We start from the raw sequence: 22,536 nt of genomic DNA, 5'->3' as shown, positions 1-22,536 counted from the left end.
GGCAGGACGCCCGAATGCCCATGCCAGCCAAAGCGGATACAACGAGGACACGGACATGGCGCATTTTGAACTGATCGAAAAGATGGCACCCAATGCGGTGATCAAGGTGGTTGGCGTGGGCGGCGGCGGCGGCAATGCCGTGGCGCACATGGTCAACTCGGCGGTGGATGGGGTGGAATTCATCACCGCCAACACCGACTCGCAGGCCATCAAGAATTGCGGTGCCAAGCTGCAGCTGCAGCTGGGTACCAACGTGACCAAGGGCCTGGGCGCAGGCGCGAACCCGGAAGTCGGCCGCCAGGCCGCGCTGGAAGACCGTGAGCGCATCATGGACGCGCTGCAGGGCGCGGACATGGTGTTCATCACCGCCGGCATGGGCGGCGGCACCGGCACCGGCGCTGCGCCGGTGGTGGCCCAGCTGGCCAAGGAAATGGGCATCCTGACCGTGGCCGTGGTCACCAAGCCGTTCCCGTTCGAAGGCCGTCGCCGCATGCAGGTGGCGCTGAAGGGCATCGAGGAGCTGAGCCAGCACTGCGACTCGCTGATCACCATCCCGAACGAGAAGCTGATCACCGTGCTGGGCCGCAACGCGACCATGATCCAGGCCTTCCGTGCCGCCAACGACGTGCTGCAGGGCGCCGTGCAGGGCATCGCCGACCTGATCGTGCGTCCGGGCCTGATCAACGTCGACTTCGCCGACGTGCGCACCGTCATGTCCGAAATGGGCCTGGCGATGATGGGTACCGGCACCGCCCGTGGCGATGACCGCGCCCAGGCCGCCGCCGAAGCCGCGATCCAGAACCCGCTGCTGGACGATGTGAACCTGGCCGGTGCCAACGGCATCCTGGTCAACATCACCGCCGGCGCCGACTTCACCATGGCCGAGTTCGACGAGATCGGCCGCACCATCGATGGCTTCGCTTCCGAAGACGCCACCGTGGTGGTTGGTACCGTGCTGGATCCGGACATGCAGGACGAAGTGCGCGTGACCGTGGTCGCCACCGGCCTGAACCGCGTCTCGGCCAGCAAGACCCAGCGTCCGGGCGAGCGTGCGCCGATCAAGCTGGTCCGCAACGCCACCACCGGCCAGCCGGAGTTCGGTGACTTCGACAACGGCGGCGACGCCGTGTCCAAGGCGGTGGGCGGCATGGGCCTGGGCCTGCGCCGTGCCAGCAGCGATACCGCGGCCGCTTCGACCCCGTCGGCGCCGGCCTCCTCGGCCCCGGCCGCAGCGGAACTGCCCAACGACTACCTGGACATCCCGGCGTTCCTGCGCCGCCAGGCGGACTGAGCGGAGTGGCCCGGGGCTTGTCCTCCCCGGGTTGCGCCACCATGTCCTGAAAACGCGGGCGCCGGGCCAGGATGGGCCCGGCCGCCCTGCTTGACGCGCGTCCCATCGGCGCGCCGGTGTGTCCTGCCTGCCTTTCAGTCAGGGTAGGGGACCGCGCGTGTTAATCTAATGTGTCACTTCCGGCCATCCCCCATGATCCAGCAACGCACCCTCAAGAACACGATCCGCGCCACCGGCGTTGGCCTGCACAGCGGCGACAAGGTCTACATGACCCTGCGCCCGGCACCGGCCAACCATGGCATCGTGTTCCGCCGCGTCGATCTGGACCCGGTGGTGGAAGTGCCGGCCAAGGCCGAGCTGGTCACCGAAGTGACCCTGTGCACCGGCCTGACCTGCAACGACGCCAAGATCCAGACCGTCGAACACCTGATGTCGGCGCTGGCCGGCCTGGGTGTGGACAACATCATCGTCGAACTGTCCTCGGCCGAGCTGCCGATCATGGACGGTTCGTCCGGCCCGTTCGTGTTCCTGCTGCAGTCGGCCGGCATCGTGGAACAGGATGCGCCCAAGCGCTTCATCCGCGTGCTCAAGACCGTGGAAGTGACCGAGGGCGACAAGGTGGCCCGCTTCACCCCCTACGAGGGCTACAAGCTGGGCTTCACCATCCAGTTCGATCACCCGATGATCCCGGCCAAGCAGTCGCGCCAGGAAATCGAGTTCTCCACGCTGGCCTACACCAAGGAAATCTCCCGCGCGCGCACCTTCGGTTTCATGCGCGACCTGGAGTACATGCGCGAGCGCAACCTGGGCCTGGGCGGTTCGATGGACAACGCGATCGTGCTGGACGAGTTCCGCGTGCTCAACGAAGACGGCCTGCGCTACGCCGACGAATTCGTGCGCCACAAGATCCTCGACGCGATCGGTGACCTCTATCTGGCCGGTGGCCAGGTGCTGGGCGCCTATGAAGGTTTCAAGTCGGGCCACGCGCTCAACAACAAGCTGGTGCGGGCGCTGATGGCCGACGCCACGGCCTGGGAATGGGTCACCTTCGAGTCGCCGGCCACGCCGGATCCGGTTGAGTACGCCACGCCGGCCTACGCCTGATCTTCGTAAGTAATTGAATTGAAAATAAAAACGCCGCCTGACAGGGCGGCGTTGTCGTTTCCGGGGCCGTTGCCGCATTCAGCGTGCTTGGCGATCGTCAAGCCGGGTTCGAGGTCACGATTTTGTGAACCTGTTGGATCGGAAGCCTGAATTTAACGTTGTTTTAACAACAATCTAACGACAGGGCCCCGGATGGCAGATAGGATGCGACCCGGCCCCCGAAATGTTTCACGCCGTGGTGACACGTGCGACGGGGAGCGGAGCCGGATGCTCCGTTGCCCTCAGGATCGCTTCTTCGGCTTCGAAGGAATGTCCTGCAGGCAAGCCAAGGCGTCGCGTAGCCCTTTGTGCGTGGCGGCTGAAACTGCGTGGGGGCCATTCCGGTTGTCGATCGCTGGGGAGCGTGAGGGAGTGGTGGACGCAGTCTTGATGGTCACCCTGGTGGCCTTCAGCCCGATGGAACGGGCCGCGTCGAGCAACTGGGCCTCGGCAAGCCGCAACTTGGCATGCCAGACCGGGGATTCGACGAGAAAAACGAGGTGTTCCCCGTCCACATTGGCCAGCCGGCAACGGCTGCGCAGAGGTGGCGGCAACTGGGGGCGCAACTGACGGTCCAGCGCGTCGAGCCACAAGGCACGCCGCAGCGGGTTCCCGCTTTTGTCCGCCATCACCGCATCCAGCGCCGGTTTCGGCACTGACGCGGGGCGAACGCTGGATTTCGGCTCAGACATGAAAACTCACTGATGGCATTCAAAAAGATCGTAATCAAAACGCGTGAAGGACAGGCCAAGGCGTCGCCGATCACGCGTTTGCGGTTCTATTTCGAGGACCGCCCCCGCGCCCTGCTGGGCAGCGTGCTCGGGGTAGGCTGCATTATCGGCCTTGCCGGCGGCATTGGCGCCAGCGCGCTGAATGATTCGCGCCTGCAGGCCAAGGTCGAGCGCCAGGATGCGGAGCTGGCCAAGGTCAAGCGCGATGCGCAGACCCAGGTCAACGCATTGGCGGCCCGCCTCGGCGAGCTGCAGGCCCAGGCCACCCGCCTCAACGCCCTGGGCGAACGGCTGACCCAGATGGGCAAGCTGGAAGACGGCGAATTCGACTTCAACGAGACCCCCGGCCTCGGTGACGGCGATGCCGGCGGCCCGACCGCCGACATCCCGGTGAAGGACGTCAACGCCGACTTACAGGTGCTGGAGCAGCGCTTCGCTGCTTCAGGCCGCCAGCTGTCGGTGATGGAATCGCTGATGTTCGACCACCAGCTGCAGCAGAACGCCGTGCCCTCGCGCATGCCGATCCGCAACAGCTATGTGACCTCCGGTTTCGGCACCCGTGCCGACCCGTTCGGCCGCGGTGCCGCCACCCACAAGGGCATGGACTTCCACGCCAGGGTCGGTGACCCGGTGATGGCCGTGGCCGAAGGCGTGGTCAGCTTCGCCGGCGTGAAGGGTGGCTACGGCAACGTGGTCGACGTCGACCACGGCAATGGCTATGTCACCCGCTACGCGCACAATTCGCGCCTGGTGGTGAAGGTCGGCGATCTGGTCCGTGCCGGCCAGGAAGTGGCCAAGGCCGGTTCCACCGGCCGTTCGACCGGCGCCCACGTGCACTTCGAGGTGTGGGAAAACGGCAACGTGGTCAACCCGCGCAAGTTCCTCGGCGACGGCGGCAACACGCCGGTCGGGCGCATCAGCCGCGGCTGAACACCGGCTTGGGGTAGTGCCGGCCGCTGGCCGGCAACCTCATGATCTTCGGCAGCATCGCGGATTGCCGGCCAGCGGCCGGCACTACCCAAAGCGGGGTTGAAACCTCAGCCGCCCGTCCCAAGCTACAATGGGTGTTGCCATCGACAGGGCGCCAGGCGCCCTGTTTCGTTTGCGGCGGACGGATCCCAAGGGGGAGGCCGGGCGTCGTGTCCATCCAACCCGGTTCCTTCAATGATCAACAGCCTGCTTACCCGCGTATTTGGCAGTCGTAACGAACGACAGCTGCGCCAGCTCAACCGCATCGTCGCCAAGATCAATGCGCTGGAGCCGGAGATCGAGAAGCTTTCCGACGAGCAGCTTCAGGCCAAGACGCCGGAGTTCAAGCAGCGCATCGCTGGCGGTGAAGCCCTGGACAAGGTGCTGCCGGAAGCGTTCGCGGTCTGCCGCGAAGCCGGCCGCCGCGTGCTGGGCATGCGCCACTACGACGTGCAGCTGATCGGCGGCATGGTGCTTCACCTGGGCAAGATCGCAGAAATGCGCACCGGTGAAGGCAAGACCCTGGTGGCAACCCTGCCGGTGTACCTCAACGCGCTGGAAGGCAAGGGCGTGCACGTGGTCACCGTGAACGACTACCTGGCCCGCCGCGACGCCGCGCAGATGGGCAAGCTGTACAACTGGCTGGGCCTGAGCGTGGGCGTGGTGTACCCGGGCATGCCGCACAGCGACAAGCGCGAAGCCTACGCCGCCGACATTACCTACGGCACCAACAACGAATTCGGTTTCGACTACCTGCGCGACAACATGGCGCTGTCCAAGGCCGACCGCTACCAGCGCGGCCTGCACTACGCCATCGTCGACGAAGTCGACTCCATCCTGATCGACGAAGCGCGTACCCCACTGATCATCTCCGGCCCGGCCGACGATTCCCCGGAGCTGTACATCCGCGTCAACCGTGTCGTGCCGAACCTGGTCAAGCAGGAAGCCGAAGACGGCGAGGGCGATTTCTGGGTCGACGAGAAGGGCAAGCAGGTGCACCTGTCCGAAGCGGGCATGGAGCACGCCGAGCGTCTGCTGGTCGAGGCCGGCATCCTCAACGGCGAGACCGAGGGCCTGTACGCGGCACAGAACCTGACCGTGGTCCACCACCTGAATGCCGCACTGCGCGCGCACGCCATCTACCAGCGTGATGTGGACTACATCGTGCGCGACGGCGAAGTGGTCATCGTCGATGAGTTCACCGGCCGCACCCTGTCGGGTCGTCGCTGGTCCGACGGCCTGCACCAGGCGGTGGAAGCGAAGGAAGGCGTGCCGGTGCAGCGCGAGAACCAGACGCTGGCCAGCATCACCTTCCAGAACCTGTTCCGCATGTACAAGAAGCTGTCCGGCATGACCGGTACGGCCGATACCGAAGCGTTCGAATTCCAGAGCATCTACGGCCTGGAAGTGGTGGTGATCCCGACCAACCGCCCGACCATCCGCAAGGACAGCCCGGACCAGGTGTTCCTCAACCGCAAGGGCAAGTTCAATGCGGTGCTGGCCGACATCGAAGAGTGCGCCAAGCGCGGCCAGCCGGTGCTGGTGGGTACCACCTCGATCGAAACCTCGGAAATGCTGTCCGAGCACCTGCGCAAGGCCGGTGTGAAGCACGAAGTGCTCAACGCCAAGCAGCATGACCGCGAAGCGACCATCGTGGCCAACGCCGGCCGTCCGGCGGCGGTGACCATCGCCACCAACATGGCCGGCCGTGGTACCGACATCGTGCTGGGTGGTTCGCTGGAAGCGGAAATCCACGAGCTGGGCGAAGGCGCGACCGACGAGCAGAAGGCGGCGATCAAGGCCGAATGGCAGAAGCGCCACGATGCAGTGAAGGCCGCCGGCGGCCTGCACATCGTCGGTACCGAACGCCACGAATCGCGCCGTATCGACAACCAGCTGCGTGGTCGTTCCGGCCGCCAGGGTGACCCGGGTTCGTCCCGCTTCTACCTGTCGCTGGAAGACAACCTGATGCGCATCTTCGCCTCCGACTGGGTGCAGAAGGCCATGCGCATGATGGGCATGAAGGAAGACGACGTCATCGAGGACCGCCTGGTCAGCCGCCAGATCGAAAAGGCGCAGCGCAAGGTGGAAGCGCACAACTTCGACATCCGCAAGAACCTGCTGGACTTCGACGACGTCAACAACGACCAGCGCAAGGTGATCTACGCCCAGCGTGACGAACTGCTGGACGCCGAATCGGTGAAGGACAACGTCGATGGCATCCGCGACGACGTGATCTTCGACATCGTGGCTCGCTTCGTACCGCCCAACTCGATCGACGAGCAGTGGGACCTGCGCGGCCTGGAGGCGACCCTGGAGTCGGACTTCGGCCTGCAGATGTCGCTGACCGACCTGGTCAAGTCGCACGAGGAGCTGGACGCCGAAGCCATCGCGGTGAAGGTGCAGGAGCGCGTCAACCAGCACTTCGCCGAGAAGGAAGCCGGGCTGGGCGAAGAGACCATGCGCGCGCTGGAGAAGCACGTGATGCTGACCGTGCTGGACCAGAGCTGGAAGGAGCACCTGGCCCGCATGGATTACCTGCGCCAGGGCATCTACCTGCGTGGCTACGCACAGAAGCAGCCGAAGCAGGAGTACAAGAAGGAAGCCTTCGAGCTGTTCTCGGACATGCTGGAGAACGTCAAGCGCGAAGTGGTGACCCTGCTGGCCCGCGTGCGGATCCGCAGCGACGAGGAAGTGCAGGCGCTGGAAGCGGCCGAGCGCCAGCAGGTCGAAGCGCGCCTGAGCCAGTCGCAGTTCCAGCACCAGGATGCCGGTGGCTACAGCGCCGACGAGGAAGCCGCGCAGGTGCAGGCCGCGCAGCAGGGTGTGGCGCAGATGCAGCGCGACGAACCCAAGATCGGCCGCAACGACCCGTGCCCGTGCGGCAGTGGCAAGAAGTACAAGCACTGCCACGGCCAGCTGAGCTGAGCCCAGGAATCAGAGAGCGTTATCACACTGAGATCCCCGCCCTGCGCGGGGATTCTTTTTTGGAGAACTACCAACATGAGCAAAGAAGATGCGGGCATGAGTCAGATTCAGGACATTCTGCTCCGTGCTTTGGCGGTCAGGCAGAAGCTGAGTCTAGAGGGGCGGAGTGCTGCACACGCTCGCGCAATGGACGAGATAATTGAATTGGTCCACGCTGAGATGCGCCCGCAGCTGTCGTCGGAGATCGGCTATCTTTTTCTGCCGCGAACCGACAGATCGCTCTCCAATGAACTGAACCGCATCTACGAAGAAGCAATTCACCTGTACATCGACCTTCATCGCGAAGCGATTGCTGATTTGTTCGGCGAAGAGCTTGTACAGCGCATGAGCATGGATGGGCTCAGGCAGGCAAGCGAGCATGAACTGGAGAAATTGATCATTCCATTGCTCGGTGCACGTGAAGTGGGAAGTGAATCTCTTGGTGCATATGTCCTGGCACTCATGATCGGCGGCGATAGAGAAAAAGTCATTAAGCTCATCGCCAGCTCTGGGAAGACACCTCCCCAGCTCCCCGCCGCATTTCACGCGATTTTTGGTTTCTTGGAAAAGGCAAAGCTGTCGATTGGGGCGGGAGAGGAGCAGAGAGCTGCCTCGTACCTGATTGACGCTGCCCACATGCTCGGATTGCACCAGGGCGCTGCTTATGCCGGATCCATGATTGACAGTGTCAGTCGGAGTCGGCAAGCCACCCGTAATTCGGAGCGCAGTCGAGAGAAGAAGCGACAGGCTCAAGCACGCGCGCACGATCTCTACTTCTCACTGCGAGGAAGTGCATCGCCACTCCCTTTGTGGGCGAGTCCAAAGGACGCGGTGGAGAACATCTGGAGGGAGTTATGCCTGTCCGAAGGAGAACCCAAGGGCATCACGGAGCGGACGTTGGAAGGGCTTTGCAGGCAGTGGTTCAAGGATGAACAGGCTGGATTCCCGCCCAGCCTGTTCATAAGGTTGCCTAACGGCGAGGAGGTCCGCATTCCGGACTTCTAGTATTCTTCCACCAAGGGCCCGGAATCGGAGATATCGAGGGTCATGTCGCCGAAGTCGATGCTTCCTACCAGCCGGTTGGCCTCGTACTGGGCAGGACCAAGCTGAACATCGAACCCCTTTCTGATGAGGTTATTGATCGCCCGGCGATCGATTTCGTCGCTGTGGCGGCGGGTGTAGTCGAGGCAAAGCTCCTCGGCCGTGTCTACTTGTTCTTGCTGGGCTTTGCTCAGGAAAGGGTAGATCGTGGGGCCGTTCATCGAATCGCCCTCGTTGTCCCCATACGGGCGATCAATATCTCGCAGCTTGTCCAAGGCCTCGACTACTTCAGACAGGGTGGGTCGGTGGAACATCTCTGGCTCCTGAGGGTGGTTTCCCGATAGCTTCGACCGACATGTTCGTTGGGTCGAGCGCTTTGCTAGCAAATGTCGGAGACGGGAGTTGATTTGAGGGCGTTCGATTAGTCATCCTGCCCCCATGCCTTCCCCGAAACGAACAATTCATGTCGTGGCTGGTGTCATCACCGACGCCCGTGGCCGCATCCTGCTCAACCGCCGCACCGAGAACCGCGACATGGCCGGCCTGTGGGAATTCCCCGGCGGCAAGCGCGAGGCCGGGGAGAGTTCCGAGCAGGCCCTGGTGCGTGAACTACGCGAGGAGCTTGGCATCGAGGTCGAGATCGGCGAGTGGATCATGGACGTGCCGCAGCACTACCCGGACAAGCACCTGACCCTGGAAGTGCGGCATATCCGCAGCTGGAATGGCGCCCCGCGCGGGCGCGAGGGCCAGGCCATCACCTGGGTGGCGCCGGACAAACTGGGCCGCTATTCGATGCCCCCGGCTGACCTGCCGGTGGTGGCTGCCCTGCGCCAGCCCGACCGCTACCTGATCACCCCGGTGCCGGAAGAGGGCGAGGCCGCTGTGCGGCGCTGGCAGGAGCAGCTGCAGCAGGCGGTGGCGACGGGCCAGCAGCGCATCCAGCTGCGCCTGCCGGCCACCCATCCGCAGCGGCAGGTGATGATCGAACAGGCGCTGCAGGCCCATCGGCAGGGCATGCAGTGGCTGCTCAACCGCGATATCGACCTGGCCCGTGCGCTGGGCGTCGGCGTGCACCTGGGCAGCGAGCAGGTGCTGGCGCTGCAGGAGCGCCCGCTGCCGGCCGGGCAGTGGGTGGCCGCCTCCTGCCATGACCTGGCGCAGCTGCGGGCGGCGCAGCGGCTGGGCTGTGACTTTGCGGTGCTCGGCCCAGTGCAGGCCACGGCCAGCCATCCTGATGCCACGCCACTGGGCTGGGAAGCGTTCGCCGCGTTGCGGGCGCAGGTGTCATTGCCGATCTATGCGCTGGGCGGGCTCGATGCCGGTCACGTCAGCCAGGCCCGTCGCCACGGCGGCCAGGGCATCGCCGCGATCCGCGGCCTGTGGCCGACCTGAGCCATGCCTTCCGCCGGGCATGGCCCGGCGCTACCGGACGGCGGCTCGCAGTAGATCCACGCCATGCGTGGATGAGGCCTTACAACGTGATCCAGAAACACCCGTACTGCCGCCGCAGCCCCAGCACCGTGGCCGCGCGCGCCGCGCTGCCCGGCAGGGTCTGTTCCAGGCGCAGGCCGATCGGATGCCGTGGCACCGACGTCCCAGGGTCGGATCCCGGCGCAGCAGGGCTCTGACCCTCGACCACCGGCTGGTCCACGTCCTGCTGCGGATACACCGGCACCACGTCCACCAGCGGCCGCCGCGCCAGCGATTCCAGCTGGCCCAGGATGCGCTGCGCGCCGGCGTCGGACACCGCGCTCCACAGGTACAGCGAGGACAGCCGGTTCACATCGTTGCTGACGATACCGGTGCGCAGTGCGTACACCAGTTCGCTCAGGCGCCGTGGGCAGCGCGCACCCAGGGTGTCGGGTGCGGCGGTGTTGCCGCTGGATGCCGGCGGCGGCAGCCGTGACCGTGCACCCACGCTGTCACAGGGCCGGTCGGTGTAGACGCTCTGCCCCTGCGCATCTGTGCAGCGGTTCAGGCGCGAGGACTGCGCATGGGCAACAGGGGCCATCGATGACAGCAGCACCAGCACCAGCGGGAAGGACATCCGGATCATCGACGCAGGGTAGCGCCGATCGTGGCTGCGCGGCGTGCTTTCAGCCCTGCAGCAGTTTCAGCACTGAGGTGGTCGGCTTGGCCAGGTTCAGGGTGTAGAAGTGCAGGCCAGGCGCGCCGCCCTCGATCAGGCGCTGGCACAGACGGGCCACCACCTCGGTGCCGAAGGCGCGCACCGATTCGGCGTCATCGCCGTAAGCCTGCATCTTGCGGCTGATCCAGCGCGGAATTTCCGCCCCGCACTGCTCGGAGAAGCGGCGCAGCTGGCTGAAGTTGGCGATCGGCATGATGCCCGGTGTGATCGGTACCTGCACGCCGAGCCGGCGCACTTCATCGACGAAATGGAAGTAGGCATCCGGGTTGAAGAAATACTGGGTGATCGCCGCGTCGGCGCCGGCATCGATCTTGGCCTTGAAGTGCTTCAGGTCGGCCAGCGCATCGCTCGCCTGTGGGTGGGTCTCCGGATACGCGCCCACTTCGATGTGGAAGGCGTCGCCGTGCTCGGCGCGGATGAAGGCGATCAGCTCGGCGGCATAGCGCATGTCACCGGGAAAGCCCATGCCCGAGGGCAGGTCACCGCGCAGCGCGACCAGGCGCCGGCAGCCGATGGCGCGGTACAGCTTGAGCAGTTCGCGGATTTCCTGGCGGGTGCCGCCGACGCAGGACAGGTGCGGTGCGGCATCGAAACCGTGGTGCTGGTTGAGGTGGCGCACGGTCTCGGAGGTGTAGCTCAGGGTCGAACCACCGGCGCCGAAGGTGCACGACACGTAGTCGGGGGCGTAGTCCTTCAGCCGGGTCGCGGCACGGTCGAGCTGGCTGCGCTGTTCATCGGTCTTGGGCGGATAGAACTCGAAGCTGATGGCGGTCATGGCGCGGGCGGCGGCGGCGGATGTGCATCAGTATATCGCTTCATCAAGATGGATGTGCAACGAGGATGTGAGGGCGCGGCCGCTGGCCGGCGTCCGCGCGGGAAAGGCGGCTACAGCTCGGCGCTGACCGGGCTGGTGATGAAGCCCCAGAGCAGGCGCGCCATCACCGCCGGCGAGCGTGCCTGCGCACGGGCATACGCACGCAGTGCGTCCAGGCGCGGGCGGTCGTACAGGTGGCCGGCCAGCAGCACGGCGTGGATGCGGCGGGTGTTGCCGGTGTCCAGCAGCGGATCGCCATCGAGCAGCACCAGGTCGGCGGCCCGGCCGACCTCGACGCTGCCATGTGATGCCTGCAGTTGCAGATGACGCGCGGCCTGCAGCGTGGCCGCTTGCAGCACGTCGGCCTGGCTCAGCCCGGCCTGCCGCAACCACTGCAGTTCGTCGTGGTAGCGCAGTCCACCCAGCCCGGTATCGGTGCCGACCAGGACGGTCACGCCGGCCCGATGCGCGGCGCCGGTGAGCGCCAGGCCATGGGTGAAGTACGCCTTCAGCGCCTGTTCGCCGCGCAGGCCCGGATAGCGCGCCACGGTGGCGTTCAGATCGTCGCGCCACGCCCAGCGTGAGAGCGGATCCAGATAGGCCAGACGCGGGTCGTCGATGAACGAGGGATCGCGTGCGCGTGCATCCTCTTCGCGGGTGACATGGGTCGGTACGAACGCCGCGCCGCTGGCCTGCATCAGGCCGAACGCTTCGTTGCAGAGCGCCGGCCGGTATCCACTCACCATGGCTTCGGCGAGCGTGGTCGGGATCTCGCCGTCGAGCGAGCCTTCGCGCCAGGCGGCAGCGTTGTCCACGCAATGGCGCACGAACAGATGGGCGTGCTCGAAGCTGCGCTGGCCGGCGTGCAATGCGGCTTCCAGGGGTACCGCCCTGGGCAGGTGGCCAACCAGGGGCCGATGCAGCTGCCGCGCTTCGCTGGCCAGCCGCTGGTAGGTCTCGGCACGAAGGCGGTTGTAGACCTTGAACGCATCGACGCCGCGTGCGCGGTACGCGTGTGCACGTGCCGCCGCTGCATCCGGCGTCAGCGCCGGGTCCTCGAAATAGAAGCTGGCGATCTGCACGAAGCGCGGTGCGACCTGTTGCCCGGCGATGGCCTGTGCGGTCCAGCGACGCTTGTCGGCCACGCAGGCGATCAGCGGATCGGTGGCCTGCGGGCAGTCCATCATGTCGCGGGTGCCGGTGATGCCGTTGGCCAGCATCAGTGGGAACTGCAACTGCGGTGACAGCTGCAGTGCGTGGGTGTGCATGTCCCAGAAGCCGGGCAGCAGCCAGCGGCCACCGGCATCGAGAACCGGCAACGTGGTCTCGCGCGGGTCTTCACCGATGGCGGTGATGGTGCCGTTGCGGACGGTCACCGTGGTGGGTTCGCTGGCCTGGCCGCGGGCGATGTCCAGCACGCGTGCGTTGACGATCACATGGCTGTTGCCGGGGTCGGGCAGCGGTGGTGCCGACAGTGGCCAGAGCAGGGCGGCGGTGAACAGCAGAGGCGGTGCCAGCAGAAGCACGGCCAGCACGCGCGGCCAGCGGCGACGGCGGGCGGAGCGGGGTAACGCGCGTGCTGCATCCATGAGCCGGCGATCCTTGCATGGGGTCGCCCGCAGGGTGCGGCAACACGGGTGCCGATGCCAGTGACCATCGGCATTCCGCCCGCCATGCCGCGTGGGCAGGTACCCTGTGCAACGGAATTCCTGATTGCGCCATGCCATGTCCATCGTCCTCACCGATTTCGCCCGCCCCCGCCTGTTCCCGCGCGTGCCGCGCGGCAACGCCATCCAGGACTGCACTGCCGAGCAGTTCGAGGCCCACCTCAATGCGCATGCGCCGCTGAAGGTGCTCGATGGCTACGCGCCGTTCTGCAAGCTGTTCGTCTATGAGAACTGGACCAGCACGCGCTGCCTGACCGTGCCGATCACCGAGGCCAACCGCCACCTGCTGCGCAGCGGTTACGAGGCGCGCAATCGTGAAGAGTTGCCGGTACTGGTGCGCTGGTTCGAAGGCGTGGAATCGCCGCGTGCGAACTACCTGGTGGTGATCCTGTACAGCGCTGAGCAGCTGGCCAGGGAAGGCTCACCGATCGAGGCCGACTGGGGCATCGTCGGCTGCATCTATACCGCCGAACCGGAAGAGGTGCCGATGGCGCCGATCACCATGATGCGCAATGCGCTGGGTGTGGAGGAGGGCGGTTCCGGTGTTCCGCTGGACCGCGAGGCCTACCAGCGTGCAGTGGCGTTCTGGGAGAACAACGCCAACTGGCGGCCGTAGGCGGCCCGGGTCGGACCCCCGCACTGCAGGGCTCCGACCCGATCATCCGACCCCATGCGCCCGCTATGATCGGGGCCACGCAAACCGACCAGGGATGGGGCATGGATATCTGGATGAGGATGATTCCGGTGGTGCTGGCAGGCCTGTTGCCCGCGGCCACGGTGTTGGCGGCGAAGCCCGCTGCTGACACCGCGTGTGCGCCGCTGGCCACGGTTCCCGGACTTCGCGATGCGAACGTGACTGCGCTGTCGATGCAGCCCCGGGACGGTCGCTGCGTGGTCGAGGTGACGGCGAGCGACGGCAAGGGGTTGCTTCGGCAGCGACAGATGCTGGAGGTGCTGGTGCAGCATGCTTGCGCCGCACCTGCGGAGGTGACGGTAGACAGCCTGCGGCCATCACTGCTGCTGCGCACACCGAAGCGATGTGCCGCGCGCAGCAGCCAGGACCTGTTCGGTGGCGAAGGTGTGCCCTGGATGCAGCCGCGTGGCAAGCTGCCGCGCTATCCGCGCGAAGCCATGGAGCAGGGGCTTTCCGGGCGCAGCCTGCTCAAGGCGCTGATCGACGGGCACGGCGACGTGGCTGCGGTGGTCGTGGAGACCTCCAGTGGCCATGCGGTGCTGGACGAGGCGGCGGTGGAAGAGCTGCGCGGTTGGCGATTCGTGCGTGTCGATACCGGAAGCCGGGCGCCGGCGCTGACCATCGTGCGCGTGCCGATGCGGTATGAGTTTGTGGAATGATCGGCATCCACGCATGGCGTGGATGTGCCGGGTTGCAGTAGAGCCACGCCATGCGTGGATGCATCCGGTCAGGCGGTTTTCCATTCCCACCACGGATAATGGTATTCGCGGTCGATTGCCTGCCAGTGCTGGCCGCAGTGTGCACAGACGACCGTGTGGCAATCGCCCCAGCCATCCTCGGCCTCCTGCAACGAGAGCAGCTGCATCTGCCCTTGTTCGATCAGACGACGCGGATCGAAGAACGGGTAGGTGGGGTTGAGCGCGCACAGGCAACCCTCGCGCGCCTGCCAATAGCGCAGTCGTCGCAGTGCCGCCTGGAGGTGGGCCTGGTTGCTGATCAGCATACCGCCGAGCGCGATGCCCTGGCAGCGCTGTTCGATCAGGTCTGCATGCGCGGCCAATGCATCCAGCGAGGACGTGGTGAACAGCCGTGCGACCGTGCGCGCGGCATCCGTGACGCGCCGGCCATCGCGCGACAGCAGATCCTGCAGCAACACATCGGCCTGTGCATCCTCAAGCCGTGGCGGCGGCACTGCAGACCACGGCCAGCGCATCAGCGCGCCTTGCCGATGGCGGCGTAGTGGCCGGCGGTCAGCCGCAGCAGGTCGGCCGGGGCGAGTTCCACTTCCAGGCCACGGCGTCCGGCGCTGACGTGCAGGCTGGACAGTGCCTGTGCGCTGGCATCCAGGAACGTGCGCAGGCGCTTCTTCTGCCCGAGCGGGCTGATGCCACCGACCAGGTAGCCGGTCGCGCGCTGCGCGGCATCGGCGGCGGCCATCTCGCACTTCCTGCAGCCGGCGGCCGCGGCCAGCGCCTTCAGGTCGAGTTGACCGGCAACCGGCACGATCGCCACCAGCAGCTCGTGGGTTTCAGTGCTGGCCAGCAGGGTCTTGAACACCTGGGCCGGGTCCAGGCCGAGCTTGTCGACGGCTTCGCCGCCATAGGATTCGGCATGGGCGTCGTGCACGTAGCTGCGCACGGTGTGGGCGATGCTCTCGCGCTTGAGCAGGCTGATGGCCGGGGTCATGGGAGCATCGTAGCGCGTGCGGAATGTGTTGCCTTGACCGAGGCTATTGCGGGTGGAGCATCCACGCCATGCGTGGATGCGTGATGTATGGCCACACGTAAACGCAGAACGGGCGCCCGAAGGCGCCCGTTCTGTCCGAACCGTTGCTGGGTCAGAGCCCTTTCCTGCGGAAAGGGATCCGACCCCGGTCATGCGGGTAGTGCCGGCCGCTGGCCGGCACCGCGCACGGCATCAGTAGCGGTAGTGGTCCGGCTTGAACGGGCCTTCCACCGGCACGCCGATGTAGTCGGCCTGTTCCTGGCTCAGGGTGGTCAGCTTCACGCCGATCTTCTCCAGGTGCAGGCGTGCCACTTCTTCGTCCAGCTTCTTCGGCAGCAGGTAGACCTTCTTCTCGTAGCTGTCCTTGTTCGCCCACAGGTCGATCTGGGCCAGGGTCTGGTTGGCGAACGAGTTGGACATGACGAAGCTCGGGTGGCCGGTGGCGCAGCCCAGGTTCACCAGGCGGCCTTCGGCCAGCAGGAAGATCGCGTTGCCGTTCGGGAAGACGTACTTGTCCACCTGCGGCTTGATGTTGACGTGCTTGATGCCGGCGAACGACACCAGTGCATCGACCTGGATCTCGTTGTCGAAGTGGCCGATGTTGCAGACGATGGCCTGGTCCTTCATCGCGCTCAGGTGTTCGATGCGGATGATGTCCTTGTTGCCGGTGGTGGTGACGTACAGGTCGGCACGGCCCAGGGTCGATTCGATGGTGTTGACTTCATAGCCTTCCATCGCCGCCTGCAGGGCGCAGATCGGGTCGATCTCGGTGACGATCACGCGTGCACCGTAGGCACGCAGCGAGGCGGCGCAGCCCTTGCCGACGTCGCCGTAACCGCAGACCACGGCCACCTTGCCGGCCAGCATCACGTCCATCGCGCGCTTCAGGCCATCGGCCAGCGACTCGCGGCAGCCGTACAGGTTGTCGAACTTGCTCTTGGTGACCGAGTCGTTGACGTTGATCGCCGGGATCAGCAGGGTGCCGGCCTGGGCCAGCTGGTACAGGCGGTGCACGCCGGTGGTGGTCTCTTCGGAGACGCCCTTCCAGTCCTTGACCACGCGGCCCCAGTAACCCGGGCGCTCCTTGGCCACGCGCTTGAGCAGGTTCTTGATGACCTGTTCTTCGTGCGAGGACGAGGCGGTGTTGACCCAGTCGCTGCCGTTTTCCAGCTCGTAGCCCTTGTGGATCAGCAGGGTCACGTCACCGCCGTCGTCGACCACCAGCTCCGGGCCGGTCAGGGTACCGTCGGCCAGGGTGAAGGTCAGCGCGTCCAGGGTGCAGTCCCAGTACTCTTCCAGGGTCTCGCCCTTCCAGGCGAACACCGGGGTGCCGGTGGCGGCGATGGCCGCAGCGGCGTGGTCCTGGGTGGAGAAGATGTTGCACGAGGCCCAGCGCACGTCGGCGCCGATGTCCTTCAGGGTCTCGATCAGCACCGCGGTCTGGATGGTCATGTGCAGCGAGCCGGTCACGCGCACGCCCTTCAGCGGCAGCTCGGCCTGGTACTTGCGGCGGATCGACATCAGGCCCGGCATTTCATGCTCGGCGATGTCCAGTTCCTTGCGGCCCCAGTCGGCCAGGGTGATGTCGCGGATCTTGTAGTCGCCTTCGGTGGAGAAGGTCTTGGCAACAGCGTTCATGCAGTAGCTCCGGTTGTGGGCGAGCGGGTGCTCGCATCTAGCCGGGCGCCGTTGTTACAAAGCCACCTTACCGAGCCTGGCCGGGCCTCGTGGGATCCGGTCGCAGCGCCCCTCGGCAGGGGAGAACCCCCATTATATCGCGGCCCCGGCATGAGATCGGGATGACCCAACCATCGGCAGGTGGGCCGGCGTGCACGGCCTGTTAAGGTCGGGGTTTTCACGCATCACACAGGTGGAACGATGAGCACGCACGCGCGCCGTACGCGGCGCTGGACCGGCCTGGTCCTGTCGATGGGACTGCTGGCGGTGGCCCCGCTGGCCTGGGCGGCGGCACCGCAGGCCGCCACGACGCAGGCGCAGGGCGTCAACGGCTACGAGCTGCCTTCGGCCGCGCTGCAGGCGGTGGTCGACGCCCCGCGCGCGCCCTCGCTGTTCCTGTCGCCGCGCCGCGACGTGGCCGCGCTGATGCAGATGCCGTCGCTGCCGTCGATCCAGGTGGTGGCGCAGCCGGAGCTGAAGCTGGCCGGCCTGCGCATCAACCCGCGCACGTTCTCCGACAGCCGCTTCAGCTTCGGCGAGAAGCTGTGGCTGATGAACGTGGCCGATGGCAAGGAGCGGCAGATCAGCGGCCTGCCGGCCACGCTGTCGATCGCCAGCCTGATGTGGTCGCCGGACCAGAAGTGGCTGGCCTTCAACCAGGTCGACGCGGCCAGCGGCGCCAATGAACTGTGGCTGGTGGATGTGGCCGGCGGCAGCGCCCGGCGCCTGGTGGCGGGCCTGAACACAGTGATCGGCAGCGGTTACCAGTGGCTGCCGGACAGCCGTGGGCTGGTGGTGTTCACCCGCCCGGCCAACCTCGGGGCCGCACCGGCCACCGATGGCATCCCGACCGGACCTGCGGTGCAGCAGACCAGCCAGGGCGGCGGCGTGGTGTCGATCCGCACCTACCAGGACCTGCTGAAGAACGAGGCCGACGCGCGCCAGTTCGATTACTACGCCACCACCCAGCCGATGGAAGTCGGCCTGGATGGCAGCACCCGCGCGATCGGCGCGCCGGGCATCTTCATGGGCTTTGCGGTGTCGCCCGATGGCCGCTTCGTGCTGCGCCAGCCGGTGCAGCGCCCGTACTCCTACGTGGTGCCGGTGAGCAGTTTCCCGCGCCGCATCGAAGTGATCGACCGTACCAGCGGCAAACTGGTGCACACCGTGGCGGTGCGGCCGCTGGTGGAAGGCCTGCCGACCGGCAATGACGCCGAGGTGACCGGCGTGCGTGACATCAGCTGGCGCGGCGATGCCGATGCCACCCTGGTCTGGGCCGAAGCACAGGATGGCGGTGATCCGAACCGCGAAGCCAAGGTGCGCGATGCAGTGCTGATGCAGGCCGCGCCGTTCGACACGCCGCCGGTGACCCTGGCACAGCTCGGCAGCCGTTTCGCCGGCATCAGCTGGGGCCGGGGTGACCTGGCCCTGCTGGGTGAATCGTGGTGGAAAACGCGCAGGACCAAGACCTGGCTGATCGCCCCGGACAACGCCAGCGCCGAACCGCGCCTGCTGTGGGACCGGGATGCGCAGGACCGCTATGCAGACCCGGGCCGCCCGCTGCTGGCCAGCGATGAGCGTGGCCGCTCGCTGCTGCAGACCAGCGCCGATGGCGGCAGCCTGTACCTGGCCGGTGCCGGTGCTTCGCCGGAAGGTGATCGTCCGTTCGTGGACCGCTTCGACATCGCCACGGGCAAGGCCACCCGCCTGTTCCACTCGCAGGCGCCCAGCTACGCCGCGCCAGTGGCGCTGCTGGACGCGCAGGGCAGTTCGCTGCTGCTGAGCCGCGAGAGCCCGGATGAGCCGGCCAACTTCTACGTGCAGTCGCTGGCCGATGCCAGCGCCGCACCGCGCGCGCTGACCCACTTCGCCCACCCGCTGCCGCAGCTGAAGGGCGTGCAGAAGGAGCAGATCCGCTACAAGCGCAAGGACGGCGTCGATCTGACCGCAACCCTGCTGCTGCCGCCGGGCTACGACCCGAAGCGCGATGGTCCGCGTCCGCTGCTGATGTGGGCCTACCCGGGCGAGTTCAAGAGCGCGGCGGCGGCCAGCCAGGTGACCGATTCGCCGTACCGCTTCAACGCGGTCAGCTACTGGGGGCCGCAGGCGTTCCTGGCCAAGGGCTACGTGGTGCTGGCCAGTCCGTCGATGCCGATCATCGGCGAGGGCGACAAGGAGCCCAACGACACCTACATCGAACAGCTGGTGGCCAATGCACAGGCGGCGGTGGATGAAGTGGTGCGGCGTGGCGTGACCGATCGCGAGCACATCGCCATCGGTGGCCATTCCTACGGTGCGTTCATGACCGCCAACCTGCTGGCGCACACCCGCCTGTTCAAGGCCGGCATCGCGCGCAGCGGCGCCTACAACCGCACGCTTACCCCGTTCGGCTTCCAGGCTGAGGAACGCAATTACTGGCAGGCGCAGGACGTGTACCAGAAGATGGCGCCGTTCAACTACGCCGACAAGATCAAGGACCCGATCCTGTTCATCCATGGCGTGGACGACAACAACTCCGGCACGTTCCCGATCCAGAGCGAGCGCATGTTCGCTGCGGTGAAGGGCCTGGGCGGCACCGCGCGGCTGGTGATGCTGCCCAACGAATCGCATGCCTACCGCGCACGCGAATCGATCATGACCATGCTGGCCGAAAGCGAGCGCTGGCTGGAGCAGACCATCGGCCCGGCCGAGCAGGGCAAGGCGAAGAAGAAGCGCTGACGTGCATGACGGCGGCCCCCGCAACGGGAGCCGCCTGTGCGGCTGCGCCGCCGCCCGAGCATGGGCTCGGGCGCTACACGGTGTCCCGCGCCATGACACACTTGTAGAGCCGAGCCCATGCTCGGCGGCGTCCGCCGTGATACGTGCAGATGAAACCATTTTTGCATCGCAGCACGACGCCCGTTCTGGGATAGGCTTGGGCTCAGGATCCGTTGACCGAGGCCCGTGCGTCGCCGATGAACGAGTACCGCAGCAGCATCGAATTCGCTTCCCCCGATCTTCCGCTTCGCGATGATGTGCGCCGGCTCGGCGCACTGGTCGGCGACCTGTTGGTGGAACAGGTATCGGCCGCTTTCCTCGACGATGTGGAAGAGGTACGTACCCGTGCCATCGCCCGCCGCGAGAACCAGGCACCGCTGTCGGAGCTGGCCGAGGGCCTGGCCGGGCGCACGCCGCAGCAGGCCGAAACCATGGTGCGTGCGTTCAGCACCTACTTCCAGGTGGTCAACATCGCCGAGCGCGTGCACCGCATCCGGCGCCGCCGCGATTACCAGCGCGCCGGCACCGCCGCGCCGCAGCCCGATGGCCTGCAGGATGCCCTGCAGCACCTCAAGGCGCAGGGCGTGAGCCTGGATGAACTGGCGCAGTGGTTGCCGCGCATCGACATCGAACCGGTGTTCACCGCGCATCCGACCGAAGCGGTGCGCCGCGCGCTGCTGGAAAAAGAGCAGCTGATGGTGGCCAGTCTGGTCGACAACCTCGACGGCCAGCGTACGCCGGGCGAGGCTGCCGCCGATGCTGCGCGCTTCCGCATGGCGCTGACCGCCTCGTGGCAGACCACCGATTCCTCGCCGGTGCGGCCCACGGTAGATGACGAACGCGAACACGTGGGTTTCTACCTGGTGCAGGTGCTGTACCGGGTGATTCCGGTGCTGTACGAATCGCTGCAGCAGGCGCTGCGCGATACCTATGGCGAAGAACTGCCGTTGCCGCGCCTGCTGCGTTTTGGCACCTGGGTGGGCGGTGACATGGACGGCAATCCGAACGTGGATGCCCACACCATCCGCAACACGCTGGATGCACAGCGGCAGGCAGTGCTGGGGCGCTACCAGAAGGAACTGCTGCAGCTGGCCAGCCTGCTCAGCCAGTCCACCGAGCGGGTGGGTGTCAGTGATGCGCTGCAGGCGCGCGTGGCGCATTACCAGCAGCTGTTGCCGCAGGTGCAGTCGCGGCCGCGCCATGCCGACATGCCGTATCGCCTGCTCAACGACCGCATGCGGGCGCGCCTGCAGGCCACGCTGGATGACGGCGAAGGCGGCTACGCAGGCCCTGATGAACTGATCGAGGATCTGCAGTTGATCCTGGACAGCCTGCGCGCCCACCGCGGTGAGCATGCCGGTGGCTTTGCCGTGCAGCGCCTGCTGTGGCGGGTGAAGACCTTCGGCTTCCATCTGGCACGCCTGGATGTGCGGCAGGAATCGAGCGTGCATGCACGTGCACTGGCCTCGGTGCTGGGCGGCGAGGAGGCGTGGCAGGCGCTGGACGCGCTGGGCCGTGCGCGGCTGCTGGGCCCGCATGCCAGCGGTGAGGCACCGCTGCCGGCCGGCAACGATGAAGGCAACGTGCGCCTGGATGCGGTGTTCGCCGCACTGGCCGATGCGCGCGCACGACATGGTGGCGATGCACTCGGCAGCTACATCATTTCGATGGCGCACGACCGCAGCGATGTGCTGGCGGTGCTGGCGCTGGCACGCCGCGGCGGCCTGGTGGAAAACGGCGGTTCGGTGCCGCTGGACATTGCCCCGCTGTTTGAAACAGTGGACGACCTCAAGCGCGGCACCGCCACCCTGCGTGACCTGTTGGCCGACCCGGTGTATCGCGCCCATCTGCGTGCGCGTGGCGATGTGCAGATGGTGATGCTCGGCTATTCGGACAGCAGCAAGGACGGTGGCATTGCGGCATCACGTTGGGGCCTGCAACGCGCGCAGGTGGAACTGCTGGAGGTGGCGGCCGAGGCCGGCATCGGGTTGACGTTCTTCCATGGCCGTGGCGGTTCGATCAGCCGTGGCGGCGGCAAGACCACGCATGCGGTCGATGCGTCGCCGCGCGGCAGCATCGATGGACGCCTGCGGGTGACCGAGCAGGGCGAGGTGATCCACCGCAAGTACGGCATCCGTGCGCTGGCGCTGCGTTCACTGGAACAGGCCGCCGGCGCGGTGCTGCGCGCCAGCCTGCGCCCGCGTGCGGCCGAGCCGCGCGAGGATGACTGGCGGCCGGTGATGGACAAGGTGGCAGCGGCGAGCAGTGAAGTCTATCGTGCGTTCGTGGGCCAACCGCAGTTCATGGACTACTTCCGCACCGCCACGCCGATCGATGTGATCGAACGGATGACGCTGGGCTCGCGACCGTCGCGACGGCTGGGCCAGGATGCGGCGCTGGGCAACCTGCGCGCGATTCCCTGGGTATTTGCCTGGAGCCAGGCGCGCGCGGTCATTCCCGGCTGGTACGGCGTGGGCAGTGGCCTGCAGGCGGCGGTGGATGCCGGCCACGAACAGACCCTGCGCGATATGGCGCGGGACTGGCCGTTCTTCCGCACCTTCCTGGACGACATTGCGATGGTGCTGTCCAAGGGCGATATCACCATTGCCGAGCAGTTCTCGAAACTGTCCGGCGACCTGCACGCGCGCTTCTTCCCGCAGGTGCAGCGCGAGCTGGAACTGACCCGGCATTGGCTGCTGGCGCTGATGGGCCAGCAGACGCTGCTGGACCATGACGCACGGCTGGCGCTGTCGATCCGCCTGCGCAACCCTTACGTGGACCCGATCAGCGTGCTGCAGGTGGACCTGCTGCAGCGCTGGCGTGCCAGCGGGCGCGAAGACGAGGACCTGTTGCGCGCGCTGGTGGCCTGCGTGAACGGTGTTTCGCAGGGCGTGCAGAACACCGGGTGATC

The 22,536-nt window shown here is 66.4% G+C and carries 18 protein-coding genes and 1 riboswitch; of the genes, 10 read left to right on the top strand and 8 right to left on the bottom strand.

Features of this window, described 5'->3' with window-relative positions; translation table 11 throughout:
* Nucleotides 1–55 precede the first annotated feature (55 nt).
* Together ftsZ and lpxC are read left to right on the top strand one after the other, a co-directional pair.
* Complete coding sequence (gene ftsZ / locus AC5YGJ_RS14810; RefSeq protein ID WP_107229858.1) at nucleotides 56–1,291, top strand: cell division protein FtsZ; 1,236 nt, start codon at nucleotides 56–58, stop codon at nucleotides 1,289–1,291.
* Nucleotides 1,292–1,483: 192 nt separating this feature from the next.
* Complete coding sequence (gene lpxC / locus AC5YGJ_RS14805) at nucleotides 1,484–2,395, top strand: UDP-3-O-acyl-N-acetylglucosamine deacetylase (RefSeq protein ID WP_249841910.1); 912 nt, start codon at nucleotides 1,484–1,486, stop codon at nucleotides 2,393–2,395.
* A gap of 281 nt (nucleotides 2,396–2,676) precedes the next feature.
* On the opposite strand, the gene AC5YGJ_RS14800 is transcribed toward lpxC, so the two are convergent.
* A complete protein-coding gene (locus tag AC5YGJ_RS14800; protein ID WP_014035989.1) occupies nucleotides 2,677–3,126 on the bottom strand; it encodes a DciA family protein in 450 nt (149 codons plus the stop codon).
* A gap of 12 nt (nucleotides 3,127–3,138) precedes the next feature.
* Between AC5YGJ_RS14800 and AC5YGJ_RS14795 the strand changes: the two genes are divergently transcribed.
* The 3 genes from AC5YGJ_RS14795 to AC5YGJ_RS14785 all read left to right on the top strand — a co-directional run bounded on the left by AC5YGJ_RS14795 (nucleotide 3,139) and on the right by AC5YGJ_RS14785 (nucleotide 8,106).
* A complete protein-coding gene (locus tag AC5YGJ_RS14795) occupies nucleotides 3,139–4,095 on the top strand; it encodes a M23 family metallopeptidase (RefSeq protein WP_107229860.1) in 957 nt (318 codons plus the stop codon).
* Between the two features lie 234 nt (nucleotides 4,096–4,329).
* Nucleotides 4,330–7,062, top strand: coding sequence for a preprotein translocase subunit SecA (gene secA / locus AC5YGJ_RS14790; RefSeq protein ID WP_249841908.1), 2,733 nt, complete (start codon nucleotides 4,330–4,332; stop codon nucleotides 7,060–7,062).
* Between the two features lie 75 nt (nucleotides 7,063–7,137).
* A complete protein-coding gene (locus AC5YGJ_RS14785; RefSeq protein ID WP_496186976.1) occupies nucleotides 7,138–8,106 on the top strand; it encodes a hypothetical protein in 969 nt (322 codons plus the stop codon).
* On the opposite strand, the gene AC5YGJ_RS14780 is transcribed toward AC5YGJ_RS14785, so the two are convergent.
* On the bottom strand, nucleotides 8,103–8,456 hold the full coding sequence (locus tag AC5YGJ_RS14780; protein ID WP_496186975.1) for a hypothetical protein: 354 nt from the start codon (nucleotides 8,454–8,456) through the stop codon (nucleotides 8,103–8,105). The two genes, AC5YGJ_RS14785 and AC5YGJ_RS14780, sit on opposite strands and share 4 nt — an antisense overlap.
* Before the next feature lie 124 nt (nucleotides 8,457–8,580).
* Here AC5YGJ_RS14780 and AC5YGJ_RS14775 point away from each other — a divergent pair, with 124 nt between their 5' ends.
* Nucleotides 8,581–9,534 carry a Nudix family hydrolase gene (locus AC5YGJ_RS14775; RefSeq protein WP_496186974.1) on the top strand — a complete coding sequence of 318 codons (954 nt, stop codon included), beginning with the start codon at nucleotides 8,581–8,583 and terminating at the stop codon, nucleotides 9,532–9,534.
* Between the two features lie 79 nt (nucleotides 9,535–9,613).
* Here AC5YGJ_RS14775 and AC5YGJ_RS14770 read toward each other — a convergent pair whose 3' ends face one another.
* From AC5YGJ_RS14770 to AC5YGJ_RS14760, 3 genes are all read right to left on the bottom strand, one after another.
* Entirely contained in the window at nucleotides 9,614–10,198 is a 585-nt protein-coding gene (locus AC5YGJ_RS14770) for a DUF4124 domain-containing protein (protein WP_496186973.1), read from the bottom strand.
* A gap of 40 nt (nucleotides 10,199–10,238) precedes the next feature.
* Complete coding sequence (gene metF, locus AC5YGJ_RS14765; protein ID WP_496186972.1) at nucleotides 10,239–11,066, bottom strand: methylenetetrahydrofolate reductase [NAD(P)H]; 828 nt, start codon at nucleotides 11,064–11,066, stop codon at nucleotides 10,239–10,241.
* 110 nt (nucleotides 11,067–11,176) lie between these two features.
* A complete protein-coding gene (locus tag AC5YGJ_RS14760; protein WP_496186971.1) occupies nucleotides 11,177–12,694 on the bottom strand; it encodes an amidohydrolase family protein in 1,518 nt (505 codons plus the stop codon).
* 136 nt (nucleotides 12,695–12,830) lie between these two features.
* Between AC5YGJ_RS14760 and AC5YGJ_RS14755 the strand changes: the two genes are divergently transcribed.
* On the top strand, nucleotides 12,831–13,388 hold the full coding sequence (locus tag AC5YGJ_RS14755; protein ID WP_496186970.1) for a DUF3228 family protein: 558 nt from the start codon (nucleotides 12,831–12,833) through the stop codon (nucleotides 13,386–13,388).
* Between the two features lie 65 nt (nucleotides 13,389–13,453).
* Nucleotides 13,454–14,125, top strand: coding sequence for an energy transducer TonB (locus tag AC5YGJ_RS14750; RefSeq protein WP_496186969.1), 672 nt, complete (start codon nucleotides 13,454–13,456; stop codon nucleotides 14,123–14,125).
* A gap of 68 nt (nucleotides 14,126–14,193) precedes the next feature.
* Here the strand turns inward: AC5YGJ_RS14750 and AC5YGJ_RS14745 are convergent, their stop codons facing one another.
* The 3 genes from AC5YGJ_RS14745 to ahcY form a co-directional block, all read right to left on the bottom strand.
* A complete protein-coding gene (locus AC5YGJ_RS14745) occupies nucleotides 14,194–14,679 on the bottom strand; it encodes a hypothetical protein (protein WP_496186968.1) in 486 nt (161 codons plus the stop codon).
* Nucleotides 14,679–15,152, bottom strand: a complete 474-nt coding sequence (ybaK, locus tag AC5YGJ_RS14740) for a Cys-tRNA(Pro) deacylase (protein ID WP_496186967.1) — start codon at nucleotides 15,150–15,152, stop codon at nucleotides 14,679–14,681. Before ybaK ends, AC5YGJ_RS14745 begins: the two co-directional genes overlap by 1 nt.
* A gap of 231 nt (nucleotides 15,153–15,383) precedes the next feature.
* Nucleotides 15,384–16,829 carry an adenosylhomocysteinase gene (gene ahcY / locus AC5YGJ_RS14735; protein ID WP_107229874.1) on the bottom strand — a complete coding sequence of 482 codons (1,446 nt, stop codon included), beginning with the start codon at nucleotides 16,827–16,829 and terminating at the stop codon, nucleotides 15,384–15,386.
* 36 nt (nucleotides 16,830–16,865) lie between these two features.
* A riboswitch (S-adenosyl-L-homocysteine riboswitch) is annotated at nucleotides 16,866–16,949 on the bottom strand.
* Nucleotides 16,950–17,069: 120 nt separating this feature from the next.
* Here ahcY and AC5YGJ_RS14730 point away from each other — a divergent pair.
* Both AC5YGJ_RS14730 and ppc read left to right on the top strand, forming a co-directional pair.
* Complete coding sequence (locus AC5YGJ_RS14730; protein WP_496186966.1) at nucleotides 17,070–19,586, top strand: S9 family peptidase; 2,517 nt, start codon at nucleotides 17,070–17,072, stop codon at nucleotides 19,584–19,586.
* A 236-nt stretch (nucleotides 19,587–19,822) separates the two neighbouring features.
* The gene (gene ppc / locus AC5YGJ_RS14725; protein WP_496187050.1) at nucleotides 19,823–22,534 is read left to right on the top strand and encodes a phosphoenolpyruvate carboxylase; all 2,712 of its coding nucleotides are present in this window, start codon (nucleotides 19,823–19,825) and stop codon (nucleotides 22,532–22,534) included.
* The last annotated feature ends 2 nt before the right edge of the window (nucleotides 22,535–22,536 follow it).

Source organism: Stenotrophomonas sp. CS3K5, from assembly GCF_059515225.1.
The sequence above is the reverse complement of the archived record's forward strand: the minus strand, read 5'-3'. Positions and strand labels throughout refer to the sequence as shown.

Bases quoted from the DNA above. Each gene is read 5' to 3' on its own strand.
- ftsZ (WP_107229858.1), top strand. From the start codon at position 56: ATGGCGCATTTTGAACTGATCGAAAAGATGGCACCCAATGCGGTGATC.
- lpxC (WP_249841910.1), top strand. From the start codon at position 1,484: ATGATCCAGCAACGCACCCTCAAGAACACGATCCGCGCCACCGGCGTT.
- AC5YGJ_RS14800 (WP_014035989.1), bottom strand. From the start codon at position 3,126: ATGTCTGAGCCGAAATCCAGCGTTCGCCCCGCGTCAGTGCCGAAACCG.
- AC5YGJ_RS14795 (WP_107229860.1), top strand. From the start codon at position 3,139: ATGGCATTCAAAAAGATCGTAATCAAAACGCGTGAAGGACAGGCCAAG.
- secA (WP_249841908.1), top strand. From the start codon at position 4,330: ATGATCAACAGCCTGCTTACCCGCGTATTTGGCAGTCGTAACGAACGA.
- AC5YGJ_RS14785 (WP_496186976.1), top strand. From the start codon at position 7,138: ATGAGCAAAGAAGATGCGGGCATGAGTCAGATTCAGGACATTCTGCTC.
- AC5YGJ_RS14780 (WP_496186975.1), bottom strand. From the start codon at position 8,456: ATGTTCCACCGACCCACCCTGTCTGAAGTAGTCGAGGCCTTGGACAAG.
- AC5YGJ_RS14775 (WP_496186974.1), top strand. From the start codon at position 8,581: ATGCCTTCCCCGAAACGAACAATTCATGTCGTGGCTGGTGTCATCACC.
- AC5YGJ_RS14770 (WP_496186973.1), bottom strand. From the start codon at position 10,198: ATGATCCGGATGTCCTTCCCGCTGGTGCTGGTGCTGCTGTCATCGATG.
- metF (WP_496186972.1), bottom strand. From the start codon at position 11,066: ATGACCGCCATCAGCTTCGAGTTCTATCCGCCCAAGACCGATGAACAG.
- AC5YGJ_RS14760 (WP_496186971.1), bottom strand. From the start codon at position 12,694: ATGGATGCAGCACGCGCGTTACCCCGCTCCGCCCGCCGTCGCCGCTGG.
- AC5YGJ_RS14755 (WP_496186970.1), top strand. From the start codon at position 12,831: ATGTCCATCGTCCTCACCGATTTCGCCCGCCCCCGCCTGTTCCCGCGC.
- AC5YGJ_RS14750 (WP_496186969.1), top strand. From the start codon at position 13,454: ATGATCGGGGCCACGCAAACCGACCAGGGATGGGGCATGGATATCTGG.
- AC5YGJ_RS14745 (WP_496186968.1), bottom strand. From the start codon at position 14,679: ATGCGCTGGCCGTGGTCTGCAGTGCCGCCGCCACGGCTTGAGGATGCA.
- ybaK (WP_496186967.1), bottom strand. From the start codon at position 15,152: ATGACCCCGGCCATCAGCCTGCTCAAGCGCGAGAGCATCGCCCACACC.
- ahcY (WP_107229874.1), bottom strand. From the start codon at position 16,829: ATGAACGCTGTTGCCAAGACCTTCTCCACCGAAGGCGACTACAAGATC.
- AC5YGJ_RS14730 (WP_496186966.1), top strand. From the start codon at position 17,070: ATGAGCACGCACGCGCGCCGTACGCGGCGCTGGACCGGCCTGGTCCTG.
- ppc (WP_496187050.1), top strand. From the start codon at position 19,823: ATGAACGAGTACCGCAGCAGCATCGAATTCGCTTCCCCCGATCTTCCG.